The sequence below is a fragment of the Oricola cellulosilytica genome, from assembly GCF_019966575.1.
Lineage (GTDB): Bacteria > Pseudomonadota > Alphaproteobacteria > Rhizobiales > Rhizobiaceae > Oricola > Oricola cellulosilytica.
Genome location: NZ_JAINFK010000003.1, coordinates 34,783 through 54,559, shown reverse-complemented (window position 1 = coordinate 54,559; position 19,777 = coordinate 34,783). Strand labels below are relative to the sequence as shown.

Here is a 19,777-nt window from a genome sequence, read left to right as displayed (position 1 = left end):
TTGATGTTCACCAAGCTCCTCATCGCCAATCGTGGCGAAATCGCCTGCCGCGTCATCCGGACGGCGAACCGAATGGGCATCCGGACCGTCGCGGTCTACTCCGACGCTGACGCGCATGCGCTGCATGTGGAAATGGCGGACGAGGCGGTGCATATCGGCCCCCCGCCGGCGGCGGAGAGTTATCTGAACGCCGAAAAGATCATCGAGGCCGCCAAGGCGTCGGGGGCGGAAGCCATCCATCCCGGCTACGGATTCCTTTCGGAAAACCCGGATTTCGTCGAAGCCGTCGAAGGGGCCGGGCTGTTCTTCGTCGGTCCGTCGGCCAAATCGATCCGGGCGATGGGCCTCAAGGATGCCGCCAAGCGACTGATGGAAAAGGCCGGCGTGCCGGTCGTGCCGGGGTATCATGGCGAAGCGCAGGAAGTCGTCGTGCTGGCCGCCAAGGCCAACGAGATCGGCTTTCCGGTCCTCATCAAGGCGCGCGCCGGCGGCGGCGGCAAGGGCATGCGCTTTGTCCAAAGCCCGGGCGATTTCAAGGATGCGCTGGCTGCGGCGAAGCGCGAGGCGCGGTCCTCGTTCGGCGACGACCGGGTGCTGGTCGAGAAATTCATCTCCTCGCCGCGCCACATCGAGGTTCAGGTGTTCGGCGACGACCACGGCAACGTGGTTCATCTGTTCGAGCGCGATTGCTCGCTGCAGCGCCGCCACCAGAAGGTGATCGAGGAAGCGCCGGCTCCGGGCATGACGGACGAGGTGCGCGCGGCGATGACCGGCGCGGCGGTCAAGGCGGCCAAGGCGATCGATTATTCGGGCGCCGGAACGATCGAGTTCATTGCGGACGGCAGCGGCCCGCTCAGGCCCGACGGCTTCTGGTTCATGGAAATGAACACCCGGCTGCAGGTGGAGCATCCCGTCACCGAGGCGATCACCGGACTCGATCTCGTCGAGTGGCAGCTTCGCGTTGCGTCAGGCGAAAAACTGCCGCTTTCCCAGGATGATATCGCGATGTCCGGACACGCTTTCGAGGCGCGGCTCTACGCCGAGGATCCGGCCCACGGTTTCCTCCCGCAGACCGGAACACTTCATCATTTTTCGTTCAGCAAGAGCGCACGCAACGATGCCGGCATCCGCTCCGGCGACGCGGTCACGCCCTACTACGACCCGATGATCGCGAAGATCATTACGCACGCCGGGACCCGAGAAGAGGCGCTCGCCGCGCTTGGCGACGCGCTTGCCCAGACGCATGTGGCAGGCACAATCACCAATGCGGCATTTCTGCTGGCGCTTTCGCGTCACGGCGGATTTGCGGCGGGGGATGTGGATACCGGCCTGATCGACCGCAATATCGCCGTCCTGACGGCTGCGGAACCGCCGGCAGAGCACGTCATCGCCATGGCGGCGCTGATCGCGCTTGGCATCGACCCGAACGCCCCCATGACGGGCTGGCGTCTTTGGGAGGACGCCGGTCACACGGTGCGCTTCCTTTGCTCGGGGGAGATGATCGAACGACGGCTTTGTCTGCATGGCGACGGTTCGCTCACGTTGGAAGGTGGTCGCGATGGGGTGACGATGCGCGACGTTGCTCGCGGCGGGGACCGCATGTCGGCGCGCGCCGGCGCGTTCGGGACGCGCGTCGAGGCCCGTGTTGCGGAATACGCCGATCCGGCCGGCCGCGCGGTTTCCGTTCTGGCGGACGGCCGTGCCCACGCCTTCGTTCTTCCGGATCCGCTGCTAGCGGCGGCGCATCACGCAGATGAGGGGGACGCCATCCTCGCGCCGATGACCGGCGTCGTCCGTTCCGTGAACGTTTCCGCCGGCGCGGCCGTCTCCAAGGGCGACAAGTTGATTGTCCTCGAGGCGATGAAGATGGAAACGAGCCTCGCAGCGCCACGCGGCGGCATGGTCAGCGAAGTGCTCTGCGCCGAAGGAGACGCCGTCGAAGGCGGCTCCGTGTTGCTGCGCTTCGAGGAGGCAGCGGAATGAGCCATGTCCGCATTTACGAGGTCGGGCCCCGCGACGGGTTGCAGAACGAGAAGGCGATCATCCCGTCCGGGAAGAAGATCGCGCTGATCGACCTTTTGTCGAAGGCCGGCTTCGAGAAGATCGAGGCGACGAGCTTCGTCTCGCCGAAATGGGTGCCGCAGCTTGCCGACGCCGAAGCGGTGATGGCGGGCATCGCACGCGTTCCGGGCGTTGCCTATGCGGCGCTCACGCCGAACCTGAAGGGTTTCGAGCGGGCGCTGGCGTCGGGCGCGGACGAGGTCGCGATCTTCGGCTCGGCGTCGGAAACGTTTAGCCAAAAAAACATCAACTGTTCAATCGCCGAGAGCCTCGAGCGGTTCAAGCCGGTGCTCGAGGCGGCGGCGAAGGCCGCTATTCCGGTCCGGGGCTATGTCTCCTGCGTCGCCGGGTGTCCGTACGAGGGTGACATCGCGCCTGCCGCAGTGCGCGAGGTCGCTGCCAGGCTGCTTGAGGCCGGCTGCTACGAAATCTCGCTCGGCGACACGATCGGCAAGGGGACGCCCGACACCATTGCCGCCATGCTGGACGATGTTCTGACGGCAGTTCCGGCGGAAATGCTGGCCGGCCACTATCACGACACGAACAACCGGGCGCTCGACAATGTGCGCGCAAGTCTCGATCTCGGTTTGCGCACTTTCGACAGTGCCGTCGGCGGTCTTGGGGGCTGTCCTTACGCCCCGGGCGCCAAGGGCAACGTCTCGACGTCGGGGCTAGCGAAAATGCTGGCGGAGGAAGGCTGGCAAACGGGGCTCGATCTTGAGCGGCTCGCGGTCGTCGAAACCTATCTTTCAACCCGGATCGCGGTGACCACCTACCGCGGGGAGGCCGCGTCGTGAACTACCGGACTATCGCGCTGGACATCGATCGCAGGGGCGTAGCGGCGGTGACGCTCGACCGGCCCGACAAGCACAATGCAATGGATGCCGACATGATCGGCGAACTGACCGGAGCGGCTACGTCGCTTGGGGCGAACACTGGCGTCCGCGCTGTCGTTCTGGCCGCCGCCGGGAAGACGTTTTGCGCGGGCGGCGACCTGAACTGGATGAAGGCTCAGGCCAAAAAGGACCGCGAGGGCAAAATAGAAGAGGCCCGGGCGCTGGCGAACATGCTGACAGCTTGGCACAGCTTGCCGAAGCCCGTCATTGCGCGGGTGCATGGTCCCGCCTATGGCGGTGGTGTCGGCATGATCTCGGTGTCGGACATAGCGGTGGGGGTCGAGGGCGCCAAATTCGGGCTCACGGAGACCCGACTGGGCCTTATCCCCGCGACAATCGGCCCTTTTGTCGTCAGACGGCTGGGCGAGGGCTTCGCCCGGCAGATATTCTTCAACGCCAAGACCTTCGACACGAATTTCGCCCTGCGCTCGGGCCTCCTGACGCGTGTCTGTGCGCCGGAGGATCTCGATGCGGCAATCGAGGAGGAAGCGGCGGCTTTTCTGCAATGCGCACCCGGCGCGGTGGCGGACGCCAAGGCGCTGTGCCGGCGGCTGGGTGGTGAGGATCTTGGAAGTCTCGTCGATTTGACGGTCGCCGCGCTCGCAGACCGCTGGGAGACAGCCGAGGCGAACGACGGTATCGCCGCTTTCTTCGCCAAGAGGTCACCTCCTTGGCGGATGGACTGAACTGGTTTTTTCCTCTGCAAGCGCCTCCATCGCTTCGGCCCCGATCCGGAATGACTGCAGCCGCGCTTGGTGATCGTGGATATGCCCCGTGAGAATGACTTCGTCGGGCTGGTAAACTTGGATGTAGTCCGCAAGTTGGGATTTCACGCTCTGTGGCGATCCGACGGCGGTGACCTGAAGCGCTTCGTCGACCATCGGCCTGATCTCCCGGCTGATTTTCGCGTCGATATCGTCGGTCGGTGGAGGTAGCTTTCCGGGCATGCCGGTGCGCAGTCTCGCAAATCCGAGTTGCATCGACGTCCTGATGAAATGACCCTCGGCGTCGGTCGGAGCCCCGAACACGTTGATCGCCATCATGAAGTGCGGTTTGTCGCGAAATTGCGAGGGACGGAAAGTGCGACGATAGATCTCGGCGGCCTGTTCGAGAGCCGCCGGTGCGAAATGTGACGCGAATGCGTAGGGAAGACCGATATGGGCGGCTAGCTGCGCCCCGAAAAGACTCGATCCGAGAATCCAGATTGGAACGTTCGTACCGGCACCCGGGATGGCGCGAACTTTGGCATCGGGGTCGGGCTCGCCGAGATAGCCCAGCAATTCTACAACATCGGACGGGAAACTTTCCGCGTCTTTTCCACGCCGCAGGGCTCGTGCGGTTGTCATATCCGTTCCTGGCGCCCTGCCGAGACCCAAGTCGATTCGGTCAGGATAGAGCGTCGCGAGTGTCCCGAACTGTTCGGCGATGACCAGCGGCGCGTGATTGGGCAGCATGATGCCGCCAGCGCCCACCCGGATCGAACTCGTGCCGCCGGCGACGTGGCCGATCAGCACCGATGTCGCGGCGCTGGCAATGCCGGCGGAGTTGTGATGTTCAGCAAGCCAGTAACGCTTGTATCCCCACCTTTCGGCATTGCGGGCTAGTTCGAGCGTGTTGCGCAGCGCGTCCCCCGCCTCGAACCCTTGCGGGATTGGCGACAGGTCGAGCAGTGAATAGGGAATCATTGGGGGTGAGTCACCTTCGATCGATTGCCGTCATTCCAGTTATGGCCGTGACGGCGCTCATTCAACCGCGCGTCCGAATTGGGCGGGGAAAGAGAATGGTTGGCGTTCGCCTTCCGAGACGCTATGTGGCTCCCGCAGTTTGCAGAATGAACAGTTCGTTCGGGAGGACTTTTGGCATGGAATTGCAGGACGAAGTGAGGATCTCCGCGCCGCGCGACGAGGTCTATGCCGCGTTGAACGATCCGGAGATACTGCGCCAGTGCATTCCTGGTTGCGAAGAGCTGATCAAACACTCCGATACGGAACTGGAGGCCAAGGTCCTGCTGAAGATCGGTCCGGTCAAGGCGCGCTTTGGTGGCAATGTCACGCTCGACCCGAGCCAGGCGCCTGAGCGTTTCTCGCTTAGGGGCGAGGGAAGCGGCGGGGCTGCTGGCTTCGCCAAAGGCGGCGCGGATGTGGAACTGGTCGAGGAGGGTAACGAGACGATCCTGCGCTACGATGCCAAGGCGGATATTGGCGGCAAACTCGCGCAATTGGGGAGTCGGCTCGTGACCAGTACGTCACGCAAGCTGGCCGGAACATTCTTCAAGAACTTTGCCGAAGTCGTCTCTGGAGAAAAGCCGAAAGCCGCATAGCGCGAAGCTCACACGTCCCGCAGAGGACCGTCTTTTACGGCCTGCATTGAAACGAAGGTGGAAGTGTTGGATACGTGCGGGAGCGCCGAGATGATCTCTCCGAGCACACGACGATAGGAGCCGATGTCGCGGGTCCGGACCTTTAGCAGAAAATCGAACGAGCCGGCGATCATATGGCACTGCTCGACCTCCGGGACGTCTTTCACGGCCGCGTTGAATGCGGATAGTGCTTTTTCCGTCGTGTCTGACAATTTTACTTCTGTGAATGCGATATGCTGGCGGTCCAGCTTCGCCATGTTCAGGACCGCGCGGAACCCGAGAATGTAGCCGTCTTCGATGAGCCGCTTGAGGCGCACCTGGCAAGGGCTCTTGGAAAGCCCGACCCGTTTGGCCAGTTCCGTAACCGGCATGCGTCCGTCGCGCTCTAAGGCGCTCAAAATGAGCCGGTCGAAACGGTCGAGTTGATCTGAATTCGAGGTAATTTCGGTCATTGAAGAGGCTTTATACTGAACTAAAAGGAAAAATGCCTGTAATAGTTGAATTCTAGGGAAGTCTGCCTTGTGTATCAATGGTAGGCTGGCGCCGACCTTGAATACGGAGACGGTGAATGGATTCCATGAGCAGTGCGGCTTCAATCCGGCAGGCAATGCGCGCCGCCCACCGTGCGGATGAGGAGGAGCTTCTCAAGGTCCTGATCGCGCAATCCGCGCCCGATCCGCAAACAAGGGGGGCTGCCGTTGAACGGGCGGCCGATCTGGTGCGGGCGATCCGTTCCGAGAAAAGTCCCGGTCTTATGGAAGTTTTCCTCGCTGAATACGGTCTTTCGACCGAGGAGGGAGTCGCGTTGATGTGTCTTGCCGAGGCGTTGTTACGCGTGCCCGATGCGCCGACCATCGACGATCTCATCGAGGACAAGATCGCGCCCTCAAAATGGGGCGTCCATCTGGGCAGGTCAAACTCCTCACTGGTCAATGCTTCGACATGGGCGCTTATGCTGACCGGGCGGGTTCTTGATACCGAGGGCACGGCTGGGATGGCGGGCTTGCTTCACGGAGCAGTCAAGCGTCTCGGCGAACCTGTGATCCGCACCGCTGTGCGGCGTGCGATGAAGGAACTCGGCAGCCAGTTCGTGCTCGGCGAGACCATCGGTGCGGCGATGGCCCGAGGCGCCGGCATGGAGGCCAAGGGCTTTACATATTCCTACGACATGCTGGGGGAGGCGGCTTTGACTGCCGATGACGCCCAATATTACTTCAACTCATATTCCGCCGCTATTTCAGCTATCGCCAGCCGTTGCGAAGAGTCCGATACGCGACGAAACCCGGGTATCTCCGTCAAGCTTTCGGCCCTGCATCCGCGTTACGAAGTGGCCAAGCGCGAGCGGGTGATGAAGGAACTCGTTCCGCGTTTGATCGAACTTGCCGCCATGGCGTCGAAGGCGGGGATGGGATTCAATATCGACGCTGAAGAGGCCGATCGCCTGGATCTTTCTCTCGACATTATCGAAGCTGTCCTGTCGGAAGACCAGTTTGCCGGGTGGGATGGGTTCGGGGTCGTCGTCCAGGCTTACGGAAAACGCGCACCCCATGTTATCGACTGGCTTCACGATCTGGCCGAGCGGCTCGACCGGCGGATCATGGTGCGGCTGGTCAAGGGCGCTTACTGGGACACGGAAATCAAGCGCGCGCAGGTGGATGGCGTTCCGGATTTTCCGGTTTTCACGCACAAGGCGGCGACTGACATTTCGTACATCTGCTGCGCGACGAAGCTGCTTTCCATGACTGATCGGATCTATCCGCAGTTCGCGACACACAATGCCCATACCGTCGCGGCGATCCTGGAGATGGCAGACGACGCCGAGAGCTACGAGTTCCAGCGGCTGCACGGCATGGGCGAGGCCCTGCATCGCCTGGTTATGTCGCGGGAAAACACGCGCTGCCGCATCTATGCTCCGGTGGGCGCGCACCGCGATCTGCTCGCCTATCTGGTCCGCCGGCTCCTGGAGAACGGCGCGAACTCTTCATTCGTCAACCAGATCGTCGATTCGAGCGTTCCGGTGGGTGCGATTGTTGCCGATCCGTTCGAGAGCGTCGGCGAGCCGCGTGCCACCGCTCCGATACGCAAGCCGGCGGCGATCTTCGAACCGGAGAGGCTCAATTCAAAGGGCTGGGATCTCCGCAATGTTGCGGATCTGGAAGCGATCGATAGCGCCAGGGGACCGTTCCGGGATGATAAATTCGAAGCTGCGCCCATTATTGCCGGTTCGTCAGCCGCGAAGGGCAGAAAGGGCGGGAAGGCGATGTTCAACCCGGCCAATGGGGCGGACCGGGTCGGTACGGTGAGAAACGCCACAGCCAAAGACGTCGCGGCGGCGCTCGATGCGGCGTGTGAGTGGAGATCGGCCGGAGTTAAGCAGCGGGCGGAAATCCTGCGCAAGGCATCGGATCTTTACGAAGCGAATTACGGAAAATTTTTCGCGCTGCTTGCGCGTGAGGCCGGCAAGACGCCGCTCGATGCGGTGGGGGAACTGCGGGAGGCGGTGGATTTCCTGCGCTACTATGCAAGTCAGATCGAGGCCCGCAAGGGGGTAAGCCCGCGCGGGCTATTTACCTGTATCTCACCGTGGAATTTTCCCCTCGCGATATTTACGGGCCAGATCGCGGCAGCGCTTGCAACGGGGAACGGCGTGCTCGCAAAGCCTGCCGAACAGACGCCGTTGATCGCCGCGTTCGCGGTCGGGCTTTTGCACGAGGCCGGCGTTCCGCGGCAAGTTCTGCAACTCCTTCCCGGCGACGGGCCGACTGTCGGCGCGGCGCTCGTTTCCGATCCGCGGATCGGCGGCGTATGTTTCACCGGGTCGACGGAAACCGCCCAGGCGATCAACCGCGCCATGGCTGCCAATCTCGATCCCGACGCGCCGCTCATCGCCGAGACGGGCGGCCTCAACGCGATGATCGTCGATTCCACGGCGCTGCCCGAGCAGGCCGTCCGTGACATTCTCGCCTCTGCATTCCAGTCGGCAGGGCAGCGGTGCTCGGCGCTGCGCGTCCTCTATCTCCAGGAAGACGTCGCGCCGCAGATGCTGGACATGCTGCTCGGCGCGATGGAAGAACTCGAAGCAGATGACCCCTGGAACCTTTCGACCGACATCGGGCCGGTGATTGACGAGGACGCTCGGCAAACCATCGTCAGCCATATCGAACAGGCACGCGGCGACGGACGGCTGCTCAAGCAACTGGAAGCGCCAAAGGATGGCACACATGTCGGACCCGCCGTGATCCGTGTGAACGGGATCGGCGATCTGGACCGCGAGATATTCGGGCCGGTGTTGCACGTCGCGACCTACCAGGCATGGCAGATGGGTTCCGTGATCGACGCCGTAAACGCATCAGGCTACGGGCTGACCTTCGGACTTCACAGCCGCATCGACGACCGCGTCGAGCACGTCACATCGCGGGTTCGCGCCGGCAACATCTACATCAACCGCAACCAGATCGGGGCGGTGGTCGGCTCGCAACCGTTCGGAGGGGAAGGGCTGTCAGGCACCGGACCGAAGGCGGGCGGGCCGCACTATCTCGACCGGTTCCTCCTGAAATCGAGCCACAGTGAGAGCGTGCAGCCGGGGAGCGCCGCTGATCCCACCGCCGTGCAGGCGCGCCTCCACCAGTTGCAGCGCAGCGTGCATTCGGCCTTCGGCACGCAGGCCATGCCGGGCGTGACAGGTGAATCGAACCGGCTTTCCACCTACGGGCGGGGCGTCGTGCTTTGCCTCGGCCCGTCGCGCGAGGCCGCGGATCAGCAACTGCGGCTCGCACACGCCAACGGGTGTTCGGCCCTCGCCGTCGTGCCGGGCGGTGCGAATGCCGGCGGAATCCCGTTTTTCCTCAAGCGCGAAGCCCTCTCGACGCTGCATGGCATCGATGCGGTGATGCTCTGGAGCGATGCGGAAGATCTCCGGGCCGTGCGCCAGGCGCTGGCGTCGCGCGACGGGCCCCTCGTTCCGCTGATCACCGAGGAAGAGCCCGGGATGCGTCTGCGTACCGAGCGGCATATCTGTATCGACACTACGGCTGCCGGTGGAAACGCCGCGTTGCTGGCCGCAAATGCCTGAGACTTCGCGACCAGGGCAGCGCCGCTAAAAAATTTGACCTAATGATAAAATTCGGTCATCTTTCCTCTCTGGGTAGGAGAGACGCATGCCTCTGGCGTGCGGCTGCAGACGGAGGAAGACCGAATGAGCGAAGCACCGCGCGAACGTGACGTGAAGCCGGGCCGCCTTGACGCCGATAGCTATCTCGAACTGTTTTCGGACCTGCATCCCCCGCTCGACCGCCACGAAGCGCATGTCGAGGCGGATCGCTGCTATTTCTGCTACGACGCGCCGTGCATGACGGCGTGTCCCACCGAAATCGACATTCCGCTCTTCATCCGCGAGATTTCAGCCGACAACCCGCTCGGCGCGGCGAAGACCATCTTCGACCAGAACATTTTCGGCGGGATGTGCGCCCGCGTCTGTCCGACCGAGACGCTCTGCGAACAGGCCTGTGTGCGCGAACTTGCGGAGGGCAAACCGGTCAAGATCGGGTTGTTGCAGCGCTACGCCACCGATACCGCGATGGCGCAGAACAAGCATTTCTACGTGCGCGCGCCCTCGACCGGCAAGCGCGTCGCGGTCGTGGGCGCGGGTCCGGCTGGACTGGCCTGTGCCCACCGTCTGGCGATGCGCGGCCACGAGGTTGATGTCTACGAGGCGCGCGAAAAGGCGGGCGGTTTGAACGAATACGGCATCGCCGCCTACAAGACGCCCGAAAATTTCGCGCAGGCCGAGGTGGATTACATCACCGCCATCGGCGGCATCACCATTCATGAGGGTAAGGCGCTTGGCCGTGACATCGCGCTCGAAAGGCTGACCCGGGATTACGACGCGGTCTTTCTCGGCATGGGCCTGGCGGGCGTCAATGCGCTCGGTGACGCCGACGCCGAAGCCGAGGGCAGCCTCGATGCTGTTGGCTGGATCCGCGATCTGCGCCAGACGACCGATCTGTCGACCGTGCCGGTCGGCCGACGCGTCGTCGTCATTGGCGGCGGCATGACGGCGGTCGACGCCGCCGTGCAGGCGAAATCGCTCGGCGCCGACGAGGTGACGATTTGCTATCGTGGCCCCAAGGAACGAATGAAGGCGTCGGAATACGAGCAGGAGATCGCCAAGATCCGCGGCGTGACGGTGCGCTACGGGATGCTGCCGAAGCGGATGATCGCATCCGGCGGTGTTGTCACCGGCATGGAGTTCGAGCGCGACGGAGAACGTGTCGTTATCGAGTGCGACGAGGTCATGAAGGCCATCGGCCAGTCGTTCACGCCCGAGGCACTGAACGGTTCGGGTCCGTCGATTACGCTTGAGCGCGGGCGTATCCGCGTCGATGCCGAGGGCCGCACCTCGATGGACAAGGTCTGGGCGGGCGGCGACTGCGTCAATGCCGGCGACGACCTGACCGTCACCGCCGTCGCTCAAGGGCGCGATGCGGCGGAGAGCATTCACACCATGCTGAGCAGCGGAGCGTCATGATCACACACATCAGTTTCGACAGCATTCCGGCGACGGATGTTCAGCGGGCCCGCGATTTCTACGTCGAAAAGCTCGGGCTGGCTGTCGGAACCGATGCGCCTTTCGGCGAAACGCGCTGGATCATGCTGGAGATACCCGGCGCACGCACGCAGATCCATCTCGACCACGTCGCAGCGATGCCGGAGGCGGACAAACCCGCACTGGTGCTGATCGACGACGATGTCGCCGGAACGGTGAAGCGGCTTCGCGATCGGAATGTCGAGGTGATCCGCGAGCCCGGTCCGGCGGAATGGGATGCGCAGACCACCTATTCGCTCTTTCGCGACAGCGAAGGAAACATGATCTTGCTGGCGTCGCGCTAGCGCGACGAACATCATTGGGAGGAACCGATGGCCAATCTTTCAACCGAATTTCTGGGAATCAGGTCTCCGAACCCATTCTGGCTGGCCTCCGCGCCGCCGACCGACAAGCAGTACAATGTCGAGCGCGCGTTCGAGGCTGGGTGGGGCGGTGTCGTCTGGAAGACACTCGGCGAGGCAGGGCCGCCCGTCGTCAATGTCAACGGTCCGCGCTACGGCGCGATCTGGGGTGCCGACCGCCGCCTTCTCGGTCTGAACAATATCGAACTCATCACCGACCGCGACCTCGAGGTCAATCTGCGCGAGATCAAGGAGGTCAAGCGCAAATGGCCGGACCGGGCGATGATCGTCTCGCTGATGGTGCCGTGCGAGGAAGAGCCGTGGAAGAAGATCCTGGCCCGGGTCGAGGAAACCGGGGCCGATGGTGTGGAACTCAATTTCGGCTGCCCGCATGGCATGAGCGAACGCGGCATGGGCTCGGCCGTCGGGCAGGTGCCGGAGTACATCGAGATGGTCGCGCGCTGGTGCAAGCAACACACGCGCATGCCGGTAATCGTCAAGCTGACGCCGAACATCACCGATATCCGCAAGCCGGCCGAGGCAGCGAAGCGCGGCGGCGCCGACGCCGTCAGCCTGATCAACACGATCAACTCGATCACGGCGGTCGATCTGGACAATTTCGCGCCGGAGCCGACGATCGACGGCAAGGGCTCGCATGGCGGCTATTGCGGGCCGGCCGTGAAGCCGATCGCGCTCTCGATGGTTTCGGAAATCGCTCGGAACCCGGAAACCCATGGGCTGCCGATTTCCGGCATAGGGGGCGTGACGACGTGGCGCGATGCCGCCGAGTTCATCGCGCTCGGCTGCGGTTCGGTTCAGGTATGCACGGCGGCCATGACCTACGGTTTCAAGATCGTGCAGGAGATGATCGCGGGCCTCTCCAATTACATGGATGAGAAAGGCTACGAATCCATCGAGGACTTCCGCGGCAAGGCCGTGCCGAACGTCACGGATTGGCAGTATCTCAACCTCAATTATGTGACCAAGGCGCGGATCGACCAGGATCTCTGCATCAAGTGCGGCCGTTGCCACATCGCTTGCGAGGACACGTCCCACCAGGCGATCACCAACATGGTCGACGGAGCGCGCCATTTCGAGGTGATCGACGAGGAGTGCGTCGGCTGCAATATGTGCGTCAATGTATGCCCGGTCGAGGGCTGCATTTCGATGGAACCGATCGCGGGCGTCGATCCGCGCACGAAGAAGCCGGTCGATCCGGATTACGCCAACTGGACGACGCATCCGAACAACCCCGCTGTGTGGGCCAAGGAAGCAGCGGAGTAGGCTTCGTCACTCGCCGAGGATGAGGAGATTCTCGGGCTTGGCCGTCTTGACCGGCGCGATCGACATGCGCCGGTCGAATGTCACCAGTCGGCCGCCGTTCTTCGCGGCGAGCGCCAGCAGATAGGCGTCGGTTATCTGGCCGGGGCCTTGGAGATGGCTGAGATCGAATATTTCCGGATCTGCGATGCTGATGTCATCCAAAATGAAGGTGTGGTGTTCGTCCGAGACCAGTCGATTGAGAACCGCCGTTGCCGTTCGAAAGCCGACAAAGCCCGGAAAGGTTGGCTGGGACAAAATGCGGAGCATGCCGTTTTGCGAGATCGGACACGAGGCCCAGCCAAATTCACGCTCGCTTTCCCACCATCTGCGCGCCGAAGCATGGAATTGATGATGGATCGTGGAAAGCGCCAGAAGTGCGCTGATATCGAGCAGCGATATTGGCTTCACGGATAATTTTCGAACTCTTGGTTGAGCAACCTTTCAACCTGCTCGACGGTGATTGGTAGTCCGTTTCCCTCTATAAGCGGGAACCCGTCTTTCCATTTGATGTCTTCAAATGCTGTCTCGACCAAGCCCTTTTTCACGAGCTCGGATATGACCTTGCCCGTGGAAACCTTGCGGGTGCGGGCCATCTTCTTGGCCGTTTCGAGTATGTCGTCGTCAATATCGAGGGTCGTGCGCATGACGCCAATATAGTCACCGAGGCATCATGATGCAATGATGCATTGATGCATTGATGCGCTGATGCGCTAACGGGGCTTGATGCCGTTCAGGATGATGGTCAGCACGGCCTGCGCCGCCTGTTCGGAAAATCCCGGCCGTCCGGCCTGGCTGCCGGCGACCGCCCGGATCTGGATATCAAAATCCGCGTAGTGCTGGGTCGTCGCCCAGATCATGAAAATCAGGTGATAAGGGTCGATGGGCGCGAGTTTTCCCTCGCCGACCCAATGGCGGATCACCTTGGTCTTCTCTGTAACGAGATCTTTCAACGTGGTTTCCAGAAAGGAACCGACGACGGGCGCGCCGTGCAGAATCTCGTTGGCGAAGAGCTTGGACGCTTCCGGCCGCTTTGACGACATCTCCAGCTTCGCCGTGATGTAGCGGCGCAATTCCTCGACCGGATCGCCCTCCGGATCGATTGCCTCGAAAGGTGCGAGCCAGTCTTCCAGCGTCTGTTCGAGAACTTGTTGATAAATCTGCTGTTTGCTTTTGAAATAATAAAGCAAATTCGGTTTTGACATGCCGGTTCTCGCGGCGATCGCATCAATGGTTGCGCCTCGAAATCCGGACGTCGCGAAGACGTCGAGCGCAGCGTCGAGTATGGCCTTCCGGTTTGCCTCCTGGATTCGCGAGAGCGGTTTCGAGGCTTTGGCGTCCTTGCGCTTTGTCTGGTTCAAACGATTCTTCCCCGCGCTGCCGATGGATTGTGCGGCCGATCGCACGGTAAAGTCACTTGACCGGCCTCGAAAGCTCTTTTAGCGTTCATTTTGACCAAACGGTCAAGCAAATGCAAAGCTTCGTCAAGTCCGGTCGGCAGTGGGCGGCGAATTCTTGGCCGCGCATCATATACTGTTTCGATCGCTGGGGAGGGTGATCAGAAATGTCTCAACGGGCAGTCGCGCCGAACGATCTTGAAGCGTTCTGGATGCCGTTCACGGCAAACCGCCAGTTCAAGTCCAACCCGCGCATGTTTGTTGGCGCGGAGGGTATGCATTACCTTACGTCCGATGGCCGCAAGGTGCTGGACGGAACAGCCGGCCTCTGGTGCTGCAATGCCGGACACAAGCGTCCCAGAATCGTTGAGGCGATCCAGAAGCAGGCCGAGGAACTGGATTACGCACCGGCCTTCCAGATGGGCCATCCGAAAGCGTTCGAACTGGCGGCGCGGCTCGCCGCGATGCTGCCCAAGCCGCTGGATCACGTGTTCTTCACCAATTCCGGTTCGGAAAGCGTCGATACGGCCCTGAAAATTGCGCTCGCTTACCAGCGCGCCATCGGGCAGGGCACGCGCACCCGCCTCATCGGCCGCGAACGCGGCTATCACGGCGTCGGCTTCGGCGGAATCTCGGTCGGCGGCATTGTCGCCAACCGCCGCACCTTCGGCACCATGCTGACCGGCGTTGATCACATTCGTCATACACATGACCTGGAACGCAACGCGTTCACCCGCGGCGAGCCCGAACATGGCGAGGAGTTCGCCGACGACCTGATCCGCGTCATCCAGTTGCACGATCCCTCGACCATCGCCGCCGTCATCGTCGAGCCGGTCGCCGGATCGACGGGCGTGCTGGTTCCGCCGAAAGGCTATCTCAAGCGACTGCGCGAGATCTGCGACCAGCACGGCATCCTGTTGATTTTCGATGAGGTCATCACAGGCTTTGGCCGTCTCGGCACACCTTTCGCGACCGACTATTTCGAGGTGGTTCCCGATCTCGTGACGACGGCGAAAGGCCTGACCAGCGGCGTAGTCCCGATGGGAGCGGTTTTCTGCGCCAGCGCGATCTACGAAGCGTTCATGAACGGCCCCGAGAACATGATCGAGCTGTTCCACGGATACACCTATTCCGCCCACCCGCTGGCATGCGCCGCCGCGCTCGGCACCCTCGACACCTACGAGGAGGAAGGTCTTCTCACCCGGGCCGCGGAACTCGCCGGTTACTGGGAAGACGCGGTCCATTCGATGCGGGACTGCCCGAACGTCATCGACGTCCGTAATCTCGGGCTGATTGGCGCCATCGAACTCGAGCCGATTGCGGGCGAGCCGACAAAGCGGGCATTCGCGGCGTTTCTGGAAGCCTATGAACGCAACGTTCTGATCCGCACCACCGGCGACATCATAGCGCTGTCGCCGCCCTTGATCATAGAAAAGAGCGATATCGACGTGTTGTTTGACACCCTCCGGGGTGTGCTGAAGTCGATTCCATGAATCCAGCGGAGACGAGACGCCATGGAAACCATTTGCAATGCGATCAACGGAGCGGTCTCGGCATCGGCGTCGTCGCGCACGCAGCCGGTCTTCAATCCGGCGACCGGAGAGCAGTCGTCGGTCCTGCCCTTGTCCACCGCCGCTGAGCTTGACGATGCGGTGAAGGCGGCCAAGGCCGCGTTCCCGGAGTGGCGCGACATGCCGCCTCTCAAGCGGGCGCGCTACATGTTCAAATTCCGCGAACTGCTCGACAAGCATGCCGACGATATCGCCCGCGCGATTTCGAAGGAGCACGGAAAGACCCATGCCGATGCGCTGGGCGAGGTCTCGCGCGGCACGGAGGTGGTGGAGTTCGCCTGCGGCATTCCGAACCTTCTCAAGGGTGAGTTCAGCCGCAATGTCGGACCGGCGATCGATTCCCACGCGGACCGCCAGCCATTGGGCGTCGTTGCCGGCATCACGCCCTTCAACTTCCCGGCGATGGTTCCCTTGTGGATGTATCCGATGGCGATCGCCTGCGGAAACACATTCATCCTGAAGCCGTCCGAGCGCGATCCGTCCGCGCCGATGCTCGTCTACGACCTGTTCCGCGAGGCGGGCTTTCCGGACGGCATTCTCAATGTCGTGCACGGCGACAAGGAAGTTGTCGACGCGATCCTCGATCATCCCGACATCAAGGCGGTTTCGTTCGTCGGTTCGACGCCGATCGCCGAATATGTCTACACGCGCGGCACGGCCGCGGGGAAGCGCGTTCAGGCGCTGGGCGGCGCCAAGAACCACATGGTCGTGATGCCGGATGCCGACATCGACAAGGCGGCCGATGCGCTGATGGGCGCGGGTTACGGCTCGGCCGGCGAACGTTGCATGGCGATCTCGGTTGCGGTGCCTGTCGGTGAAGAGACGGCCGACAAGCTCGTTACGGCGCTGAAGCCGAAGGTGGAATCGCTGAGGATCGGCCCGGCCACCGACGCGGACGCCGATATGGGGCCACTGGTGACCAAGCAGCATCAGGAAAAGGTGCTCGGCTACATCGACGAGGGCGTCAGGGAAGGCGCGGAACTCGTCGTCGACGGGCGAGGCTTTTCGCTGCAGGGCTACGAGAACGGCTATTTCGTCGGCGGCACGCTGTTCGACCGCGTGACGACCGACATGAAGATCTACAAGGAAGAGATTTTCGGCCCCGTCCTCTCGGTCGTGCGCGCCAATTCCTATGACGAAGCCGTCGGTATGATCGACAAGCACGAATACGGCAACGGCACCGCGATCTTCACCCGCAATGGTGACGCGGCGCGCGACTTCGCCGACCGGATCGAGGTCGGCATGGTCGGGGTCAACGTGCCGATCCCGGTGCCTGTCGCCTATCATTCCTTCGGCGGCTGGAAGCGGTCGCTGTTCGGCGATCACTCGATCTACGGGCCGGAGGGCGTGCGCTTCTACACCCGCCTGAAGACGGTGACCGCGCGCTGGCCGGACGATTTGCACGAAGGGGCGGTCTTCACCTTCCCGAGCATGAAATAAGCAGACAGGAGCGTTCCATGGCAGCCACCCCCGCACCTCCCGGCGAAAACCTCAGGATCAACGGAGACCGGCTGTGGGATTCGATCATGGAAATGGCGAAGATCGGCCCCGGCGTTGCCGGCGGCAACAACCGCCAGACGGTGACCGACGAGGACGGCGAGGGCCGCAAGCTGTTCCAGCAATGGTGCGAAGACGCCGGCCTGACCATGGGCGTCGACCGGATGGGCACGATGTTCATGCGCCGCGAGGGAACCGACCCCGACGCGCCGCCGGTCTATGTCGGCAGCCACCTCGATACCCAGCCGACGGGCGGCAAGTATGACGGTGTGCTCGGTGTGCTTGCCGGGCTCGAGATCGTCCGCACGCTGAACGATCTCGACATCCGGACCAAACATCCGATCGTCGTTACCAACTGGACCAACGAGGAGGGCACGCGCTTCGCCCCGGCGATGATGGCGTCCGGCGTGTTTGCCGGCGTGCTCGACCAGGAGGATGTGTACGTACACACGGACCATGACGGAAAGAAATTCGGCGACGAGCTTGAGCGCATCGGCTGGAAGGGCGACGAGGAGGTCGGCGCCCGCAAGGACAAGATGCGCGCGTTCTTCGAACTGCACATCGAGCAGGGACCGATCCTCGAGGCCGAGGGCAAGGACATCGGCGTCGTCACGCACGGGCAGGGACTTTCGTGGACGCAGGTCACCATCACCGGCAAGGAGGCCCATACCGGCTCGACCCCGATGCCGATGCGCAGGAACGCCGGGCTGGGCATGGCGCGGGTGCTCGAGCTCGTCGACGAGATCGCCTGGAGCCACAAGCCGCACGCCGTCGGAGCGGCCGGCCATATCGAGGTCTATCCGAACTCGCGCAACGTGATCCCCGGCAAGGCTGTGTTCACCGTCGATTTCCGGTCGCCGGATCTGGCCGTGATCACCGACATGGAGCAGCGCCTGAAGATCGGCGCGAAGAAGATCTGCGAGGAGATGGATCTCGGCATCGAGTTCGAGAAGGTCGGCGGGTTCGACCCCGTCGAGTTCGACAGGGATTGCGTCAAGGCGGTGCGCGACGCCGCCGAGCGGCTGGGCTATTCGCACCGCAACCTGATCTCGGGCGCCGGGCACGACGCCTGCTGGATCAATCGCGTTGCGCCGACGGCGATGGTGATGTGCCCGTGCGTCGACGGCCTGTCGCACAACGAGGCCGAGGACATTAGCCCGGAATGGGCGCGCGCCGGCGCCGACGTGCTGTTCCACGCGGTGGTGGAATCGGCGGGGATCGCGGAGTGATGCCGGCCGGAAGCGCCTCAATCGACGAAATCGGGAGTAATCAATGTCCAAAGTCATCCGAAACGGAACCATCGTCACCGCCGACCTGACCTACAAGGCCGACATTCTCGTCAAGAACGGCAAGATCGCGGCGATCGGGCCGGACCTGCACGGCGACCACGAACTCGATGCCACCGGCTGCTACGTGATGCCGGGCGGGATCGACCCGCACACCCACCTCGAAATGCCGTTCATGGGGACCTATTCGTCCGACGATTTCGAGAGCGGCACGCGCGCCGCGGTCTCGGGCGGCACCACCATGGTGGTCGATTTCGCGCTTCCGTCTCCGGGCCAGTCCCTGCTTGAAGCGCTGCAGATGTGGGACAACAAGTCGACGCGCGCCAATTGCGACTATTCCTTCCACATGGCGATCACCTGGTGGGGCGAGCAGGTCTTCAACGAGATGGAGACCGTCGTCCGCGACAAGGGCATCAACACCTTCAAGCACTTCATGGCCTACAAGGGAGCGCTGATGGTCAATGACGACGAGATGTACGCCTCGTTCCAGCGCTGCGCCGAACTCGGCGCGCTGCCGCTGGTCCACGCCGAGAACGGCGACGTCGTCGCGCAGTTGCAGGCCAAATTGCTGGCGGAGGGCAACAACGGCCCCGAGGCACACGCCTATTCGCGGCCGCCCGAGGTTGAGGGCGAGGCCACCAACCGTGCTATCATGATCGCCGATATGGCGGGTGTGCCGGTCTATATCGTCCACACCTCGTCGGAACAGGCCCACGAGGCGATCCGCCGGGCGCGCCAGAACGGCATCCGCGCCTATGGCGAGCCGCTAATCCAGCACCTGACGCTGGATGATAGCGAATATTCGAACCCGGACTGGGATCATGCGGCGCGCCGCGTCATGAGCCCGCCCTTCCGCAACAAGAAGCACCAGGACTCGCTGTGGGCCGGCCTGCAGTCCGGCTCGCTTCAGGTGGTGGCGACCGACCACTGCGCCTTTACCACCGAGCAGAAGCGAACCGGGGTCGGCGATTTCACCAAGATCCCGAACGGCACCGGCGGGCTCGAAGACCGGATGCCGATGCTTTGGACGCATGGCGTCGAGACGGGCAGGCTGACGCCCAACGAATTCGTGGCGGTCACCTCAACGAATATCGCCAAGATCTTGAATATCTATCCGAAAAAGGGTGCAATCCTCGTCGGGGCGGACGCCGATATCGTCGTCTGGGACCCGAAAAAGGAAAAGACGATCACGGCGGACAAGCAGCAATCGGCCATCGACTACAACGTGTTCGAGGGCAAGCACGTCAAGGGCCTGCCGCGCTACACGCTGTCGCGCGGCAAGATCGTCGTGGACGATGGCGCAGTGAAGACCGAGGAGGGCCACGGCGAATTCGTCAGGCGCGAGCCGTTCCAGGCAGTCAACACTGCTCTTTCCACATGGAAGGAACTGGTGGCGCCGCGCCCGGTCCAGCGCTCCGGCATTCCGGCGAGCGGGGTGTAATCG

17 protein-coding genes are annotated in these 19,777 nt (G+C 62.7%); 12 read left to right on the top strand and 5 right to left on the bottom strand.

The features are described 5' to 3' along the window. Positions 1 to 3 precede the first annotated feature (3 nt). Genes LC298_RS07820 through LC298_RS07810 form a run of 3 tightly spaced genes read left to right on the top strand, consistent with a single transcriptional unit; the run spans position 4 to position 3,643 of the window. Entirely contained in the window at positions 4 to 1,983 is a 1,980-nt protein-coding gene (locus tag LC298_RS07820) for an acetyl/propionyl/methylcrotonyl-CoA carboxylase subunit alpha (RefSeq protein ID WP_131567596.1), read from the top strand. Next, complete coding sequence (locus tag LC298_RS07815) at positions 1,980 to 2,858, top strand: hydroxymethylglutaryl-CoA lyase (protein WP_131566078.1); 879 nt, start codon at positions 1,980 to 1,982, stop codon at positions 2,856 to 2,858. Before LC298_RS07820 ends, LC298_RS07815 begins: the two co-directional genes overlap by 4 nt. Beyond that, entirely contained in the window at positions 2,855 to 3,643 is a 789-nt protein-coding gene (locus LC298_RS07810) for a crotonase/enoyl-CoA hydratase family protein (protein ID WP_131566075.1), read from the top strand. Before LC298_RS07815 ends, LC298_RS07810 begins: the two co-directional genes overlap by 4 nt. Here LC298_RS07810 and LC298_RS07805 read toward each other — a convergent pair. After that, on the bottom strand, positions 3,620 to 4,642 hold the full coding sequence (locus tag LC298_RS07805; protein WP_199223208.1) for an LLM class flavin-dependent oxidoreductase: 1,023 nt from the start codon (positions 4,640 to 4,642) through the stop codon (positions 3,620 to 3,622). The two genes, LC298_RS07810 and LC298_RS07805, sit on opposite strands and share 24 nt — an antisense overlap. 176 nt (positions 4,643 to 4,818) lie before the next feature. Between LC298_RS07805 and LC298_RS07800 the strand changes: the two genes are divergently transcribed. Then, a complete protein-coding gene (locus tag LC298_RS07800; RefSeq protein ID WP_131566072.1) occupies positions 4,819 to 5,277 on the top strand; it encodes an SRPBCC family protein in 459 nt (152 codons plus the stop codon). An 8-nt stretch (positions 5,278 to 5,285) separates the two neighbouring features. Here LC298_RS07800 and LC298_RS07795 read toward each other — a convergent pair whose 3' ends face one another. Further along, positions 5,286 to 5,768 carry an Lrp/AsnC family transcriptional regulator gene (locus LC298_RS07795; RefSeq protein WP_131566069.1) on the bottom strand — a complete coding sequence of 161 codons (483 nt, stop codon included), beginning with the start codon at positions 5,766 to 5,768 and terminating at the stop codon, positions 5,286 to 5,288. Positions 5,769 to 5,893: 125 nt separating this feature from the next. Here LC298_RS07795 and putA point away from each other — a divergent pair, with 125 nt between their 5' ends. The 4 genes from putA to preA all read left to right on the top strand — a co-directional run bounded on the left by putA (position 5,894) and on the right by preA (position 12,546). Further along, the gene (gene putA, locus LC298_RS07790; protein ID WP_131567593.1) at positions 5,894 to 9,388 is read left to right on the top strand and encodes a bifunctional proline dehydrogenase/L-glutamate gamma-semialdehyde dehydrogenase PutA; all 3,495 of its coding nucleotides are present in this window, start codon (positions 5,894 to 5,896) and stop codon (positions 9,386 to 9,388) included. Between the two features lie 123 nt (positions 9,389 to 9,511). Continuing rightward, positions 9,512 to 10,843: an NAD(P)-dependent oxidoreductase gene (locus tag LC298_RS07785; protein ID WP_131566066.1), complete on the top strand. Its 1,332-nt coding sequence runs from the start codon at positions 9,512 to 9,514 to the stop codon at positions 10,841 to 10,843. Further along, positions 10,840 to 11,205 (top strand): VOC family protein, encoded by a 366-nt coding sequence (locus LC298_RS07780; protein ID WP_131566063.1) that lies wholly within the window; start codon positions 10,840 to 10,842, stop codon positions 11,203 to 11,205. Before LC298_RS07785 ends, LC298_RS07780 begins: the two co-directional genes overlap by 4 nt. A gap of 27 nt (positions 11,206 to 11,232) precedes the next feature. Then, on the top strand, positions 11,233 to 12,546 hold the full coding sequence (gene preA, locus LC298_RS07775; RefSeq protein WP_131566060.1) for an NAD-dependent dihydropyrimidine dehydrogenase subunit PreA: 1,314 nt from the start codon (positions 11,233 to 11,235) through the stop codon (positions 12,544 to 12,546). Between the two features lie 6 nt (positions 12,547 to 12,552). Here preA and LC298_RS07770 read toward each other — a convergent pair whose 3' ends face one another. From LC298_RS07770 to LC298_RS07760, 3 genes are all read right to left on the bottom strand, one after another. Continuing rightward, positions 12,553 to 12,993 carry a TA system VapC family ribonuclease toxin gene (locus LC298_RS07770; RefSeq protein WP_131566057.1) on the bottom strand — a complete coding sequence of 147 codons (441 nt, stop codon included), beginning with the start codon at positions 12,991 to 12,993 and terminating at the stop codon, positions 12,553 to 12,555. Next, the gene (locus LC298_RS07765) at positions 12,990 to 13,229 is read right to left on the bottom strand and encodes a ribbon-helix-helix domain-containing protein (protein ID WP_131566054.1); all 240 of its coding nucleotides are present in this window, start codon (positions 13,227 to 13,229) and stop codon (positions 12,990 to 12,992) included. Before LC298_RS07765 ends, LC298_RS07770 begins: the two co-directional genes overlap by 4 nt. 66 nt (positions 13,230 to 13,295) lie before the next feature. Then, positions 13,296 to 13,943 carry a TetR family transcriptional regulator C-terminal domain-containing protein gene (locus LC298_RS07760; RefSeq protein ID WP_131566051.1) on the bottom strand — a complete coding sequence of 216 codons (648 nt, stop codon included), beginning with the start codon at positions 13,941 to 13,943 and terminating at the stop codon, positions 13,296 to 13,298. Between the two features lie 203 nt (positions 13,944 to 14,146). On the opposite strand from LC298_RS07760, the gene aptA reads away from it, so the two are divergent. Genes aptA through hydA form a run of 4 tightly spaced genes read left to right on the top strand, consistent with a single transcriptional unit; the run spans position 14,147 to position 19,774 of the window. Next, the gene (gene aptA / locus LC298_RS07755; protein ID WP_131566048.1) at positions 14,147 to 15,472 is read left to right on the top strand and encodes an omega-aminotransferase AptA; all 1,326 of its coding nucleotides are present in this window, start codon (positions 14,147 to 14,149) and stop codon (positions 15,470 to 15,472) included. Between the two features lie 21 nt (positions 15,473 to 15,493). After that, positions 15,494 to 16,990 (top strand): CoA-acylating methylmalonate-semialdehyde dehydrogenase, encoded by a 1,497-nt coding sequence (locus LC298_RS07750; protein ID WP_131566045.1) that lies wholly within the window; start codon positions 15,494 to 15,496, stop codon positions 16,988 to 16,990. A 17-nt stretch (positions 16,991 to 17,007) separates the two neighbouring features. Then, positions 17,008 to 18,276: a Zn-dependent hydrolase gene (locus tag LC298_RS07745; protein ID WP_131566042.1), complete on the top strand. Its 1,269-nt coding sequence runs from the start codon at positions 17,008 to 17,010 to the stop codon at positions 18,274 to 18,276. A gap of 43 nt (positions 18,277 to 18,319) precedes the next feature. Further along, the gene (gene hydA, locus LC298_RS07740) at positions 18,320 to 19,774 is read left to right on the top strand and encodes a dihydropyrimidinase (protein WP_131566039.1); all 1,455 of its coding nucleotides are present in this window, start codon (positions 18,320 to 18,322) and stop codon (positions 19,772 to 19,774) included. The last annotated feature ends 3 nt before the right edge of the window (positions 19,775 to 19,777 follow it).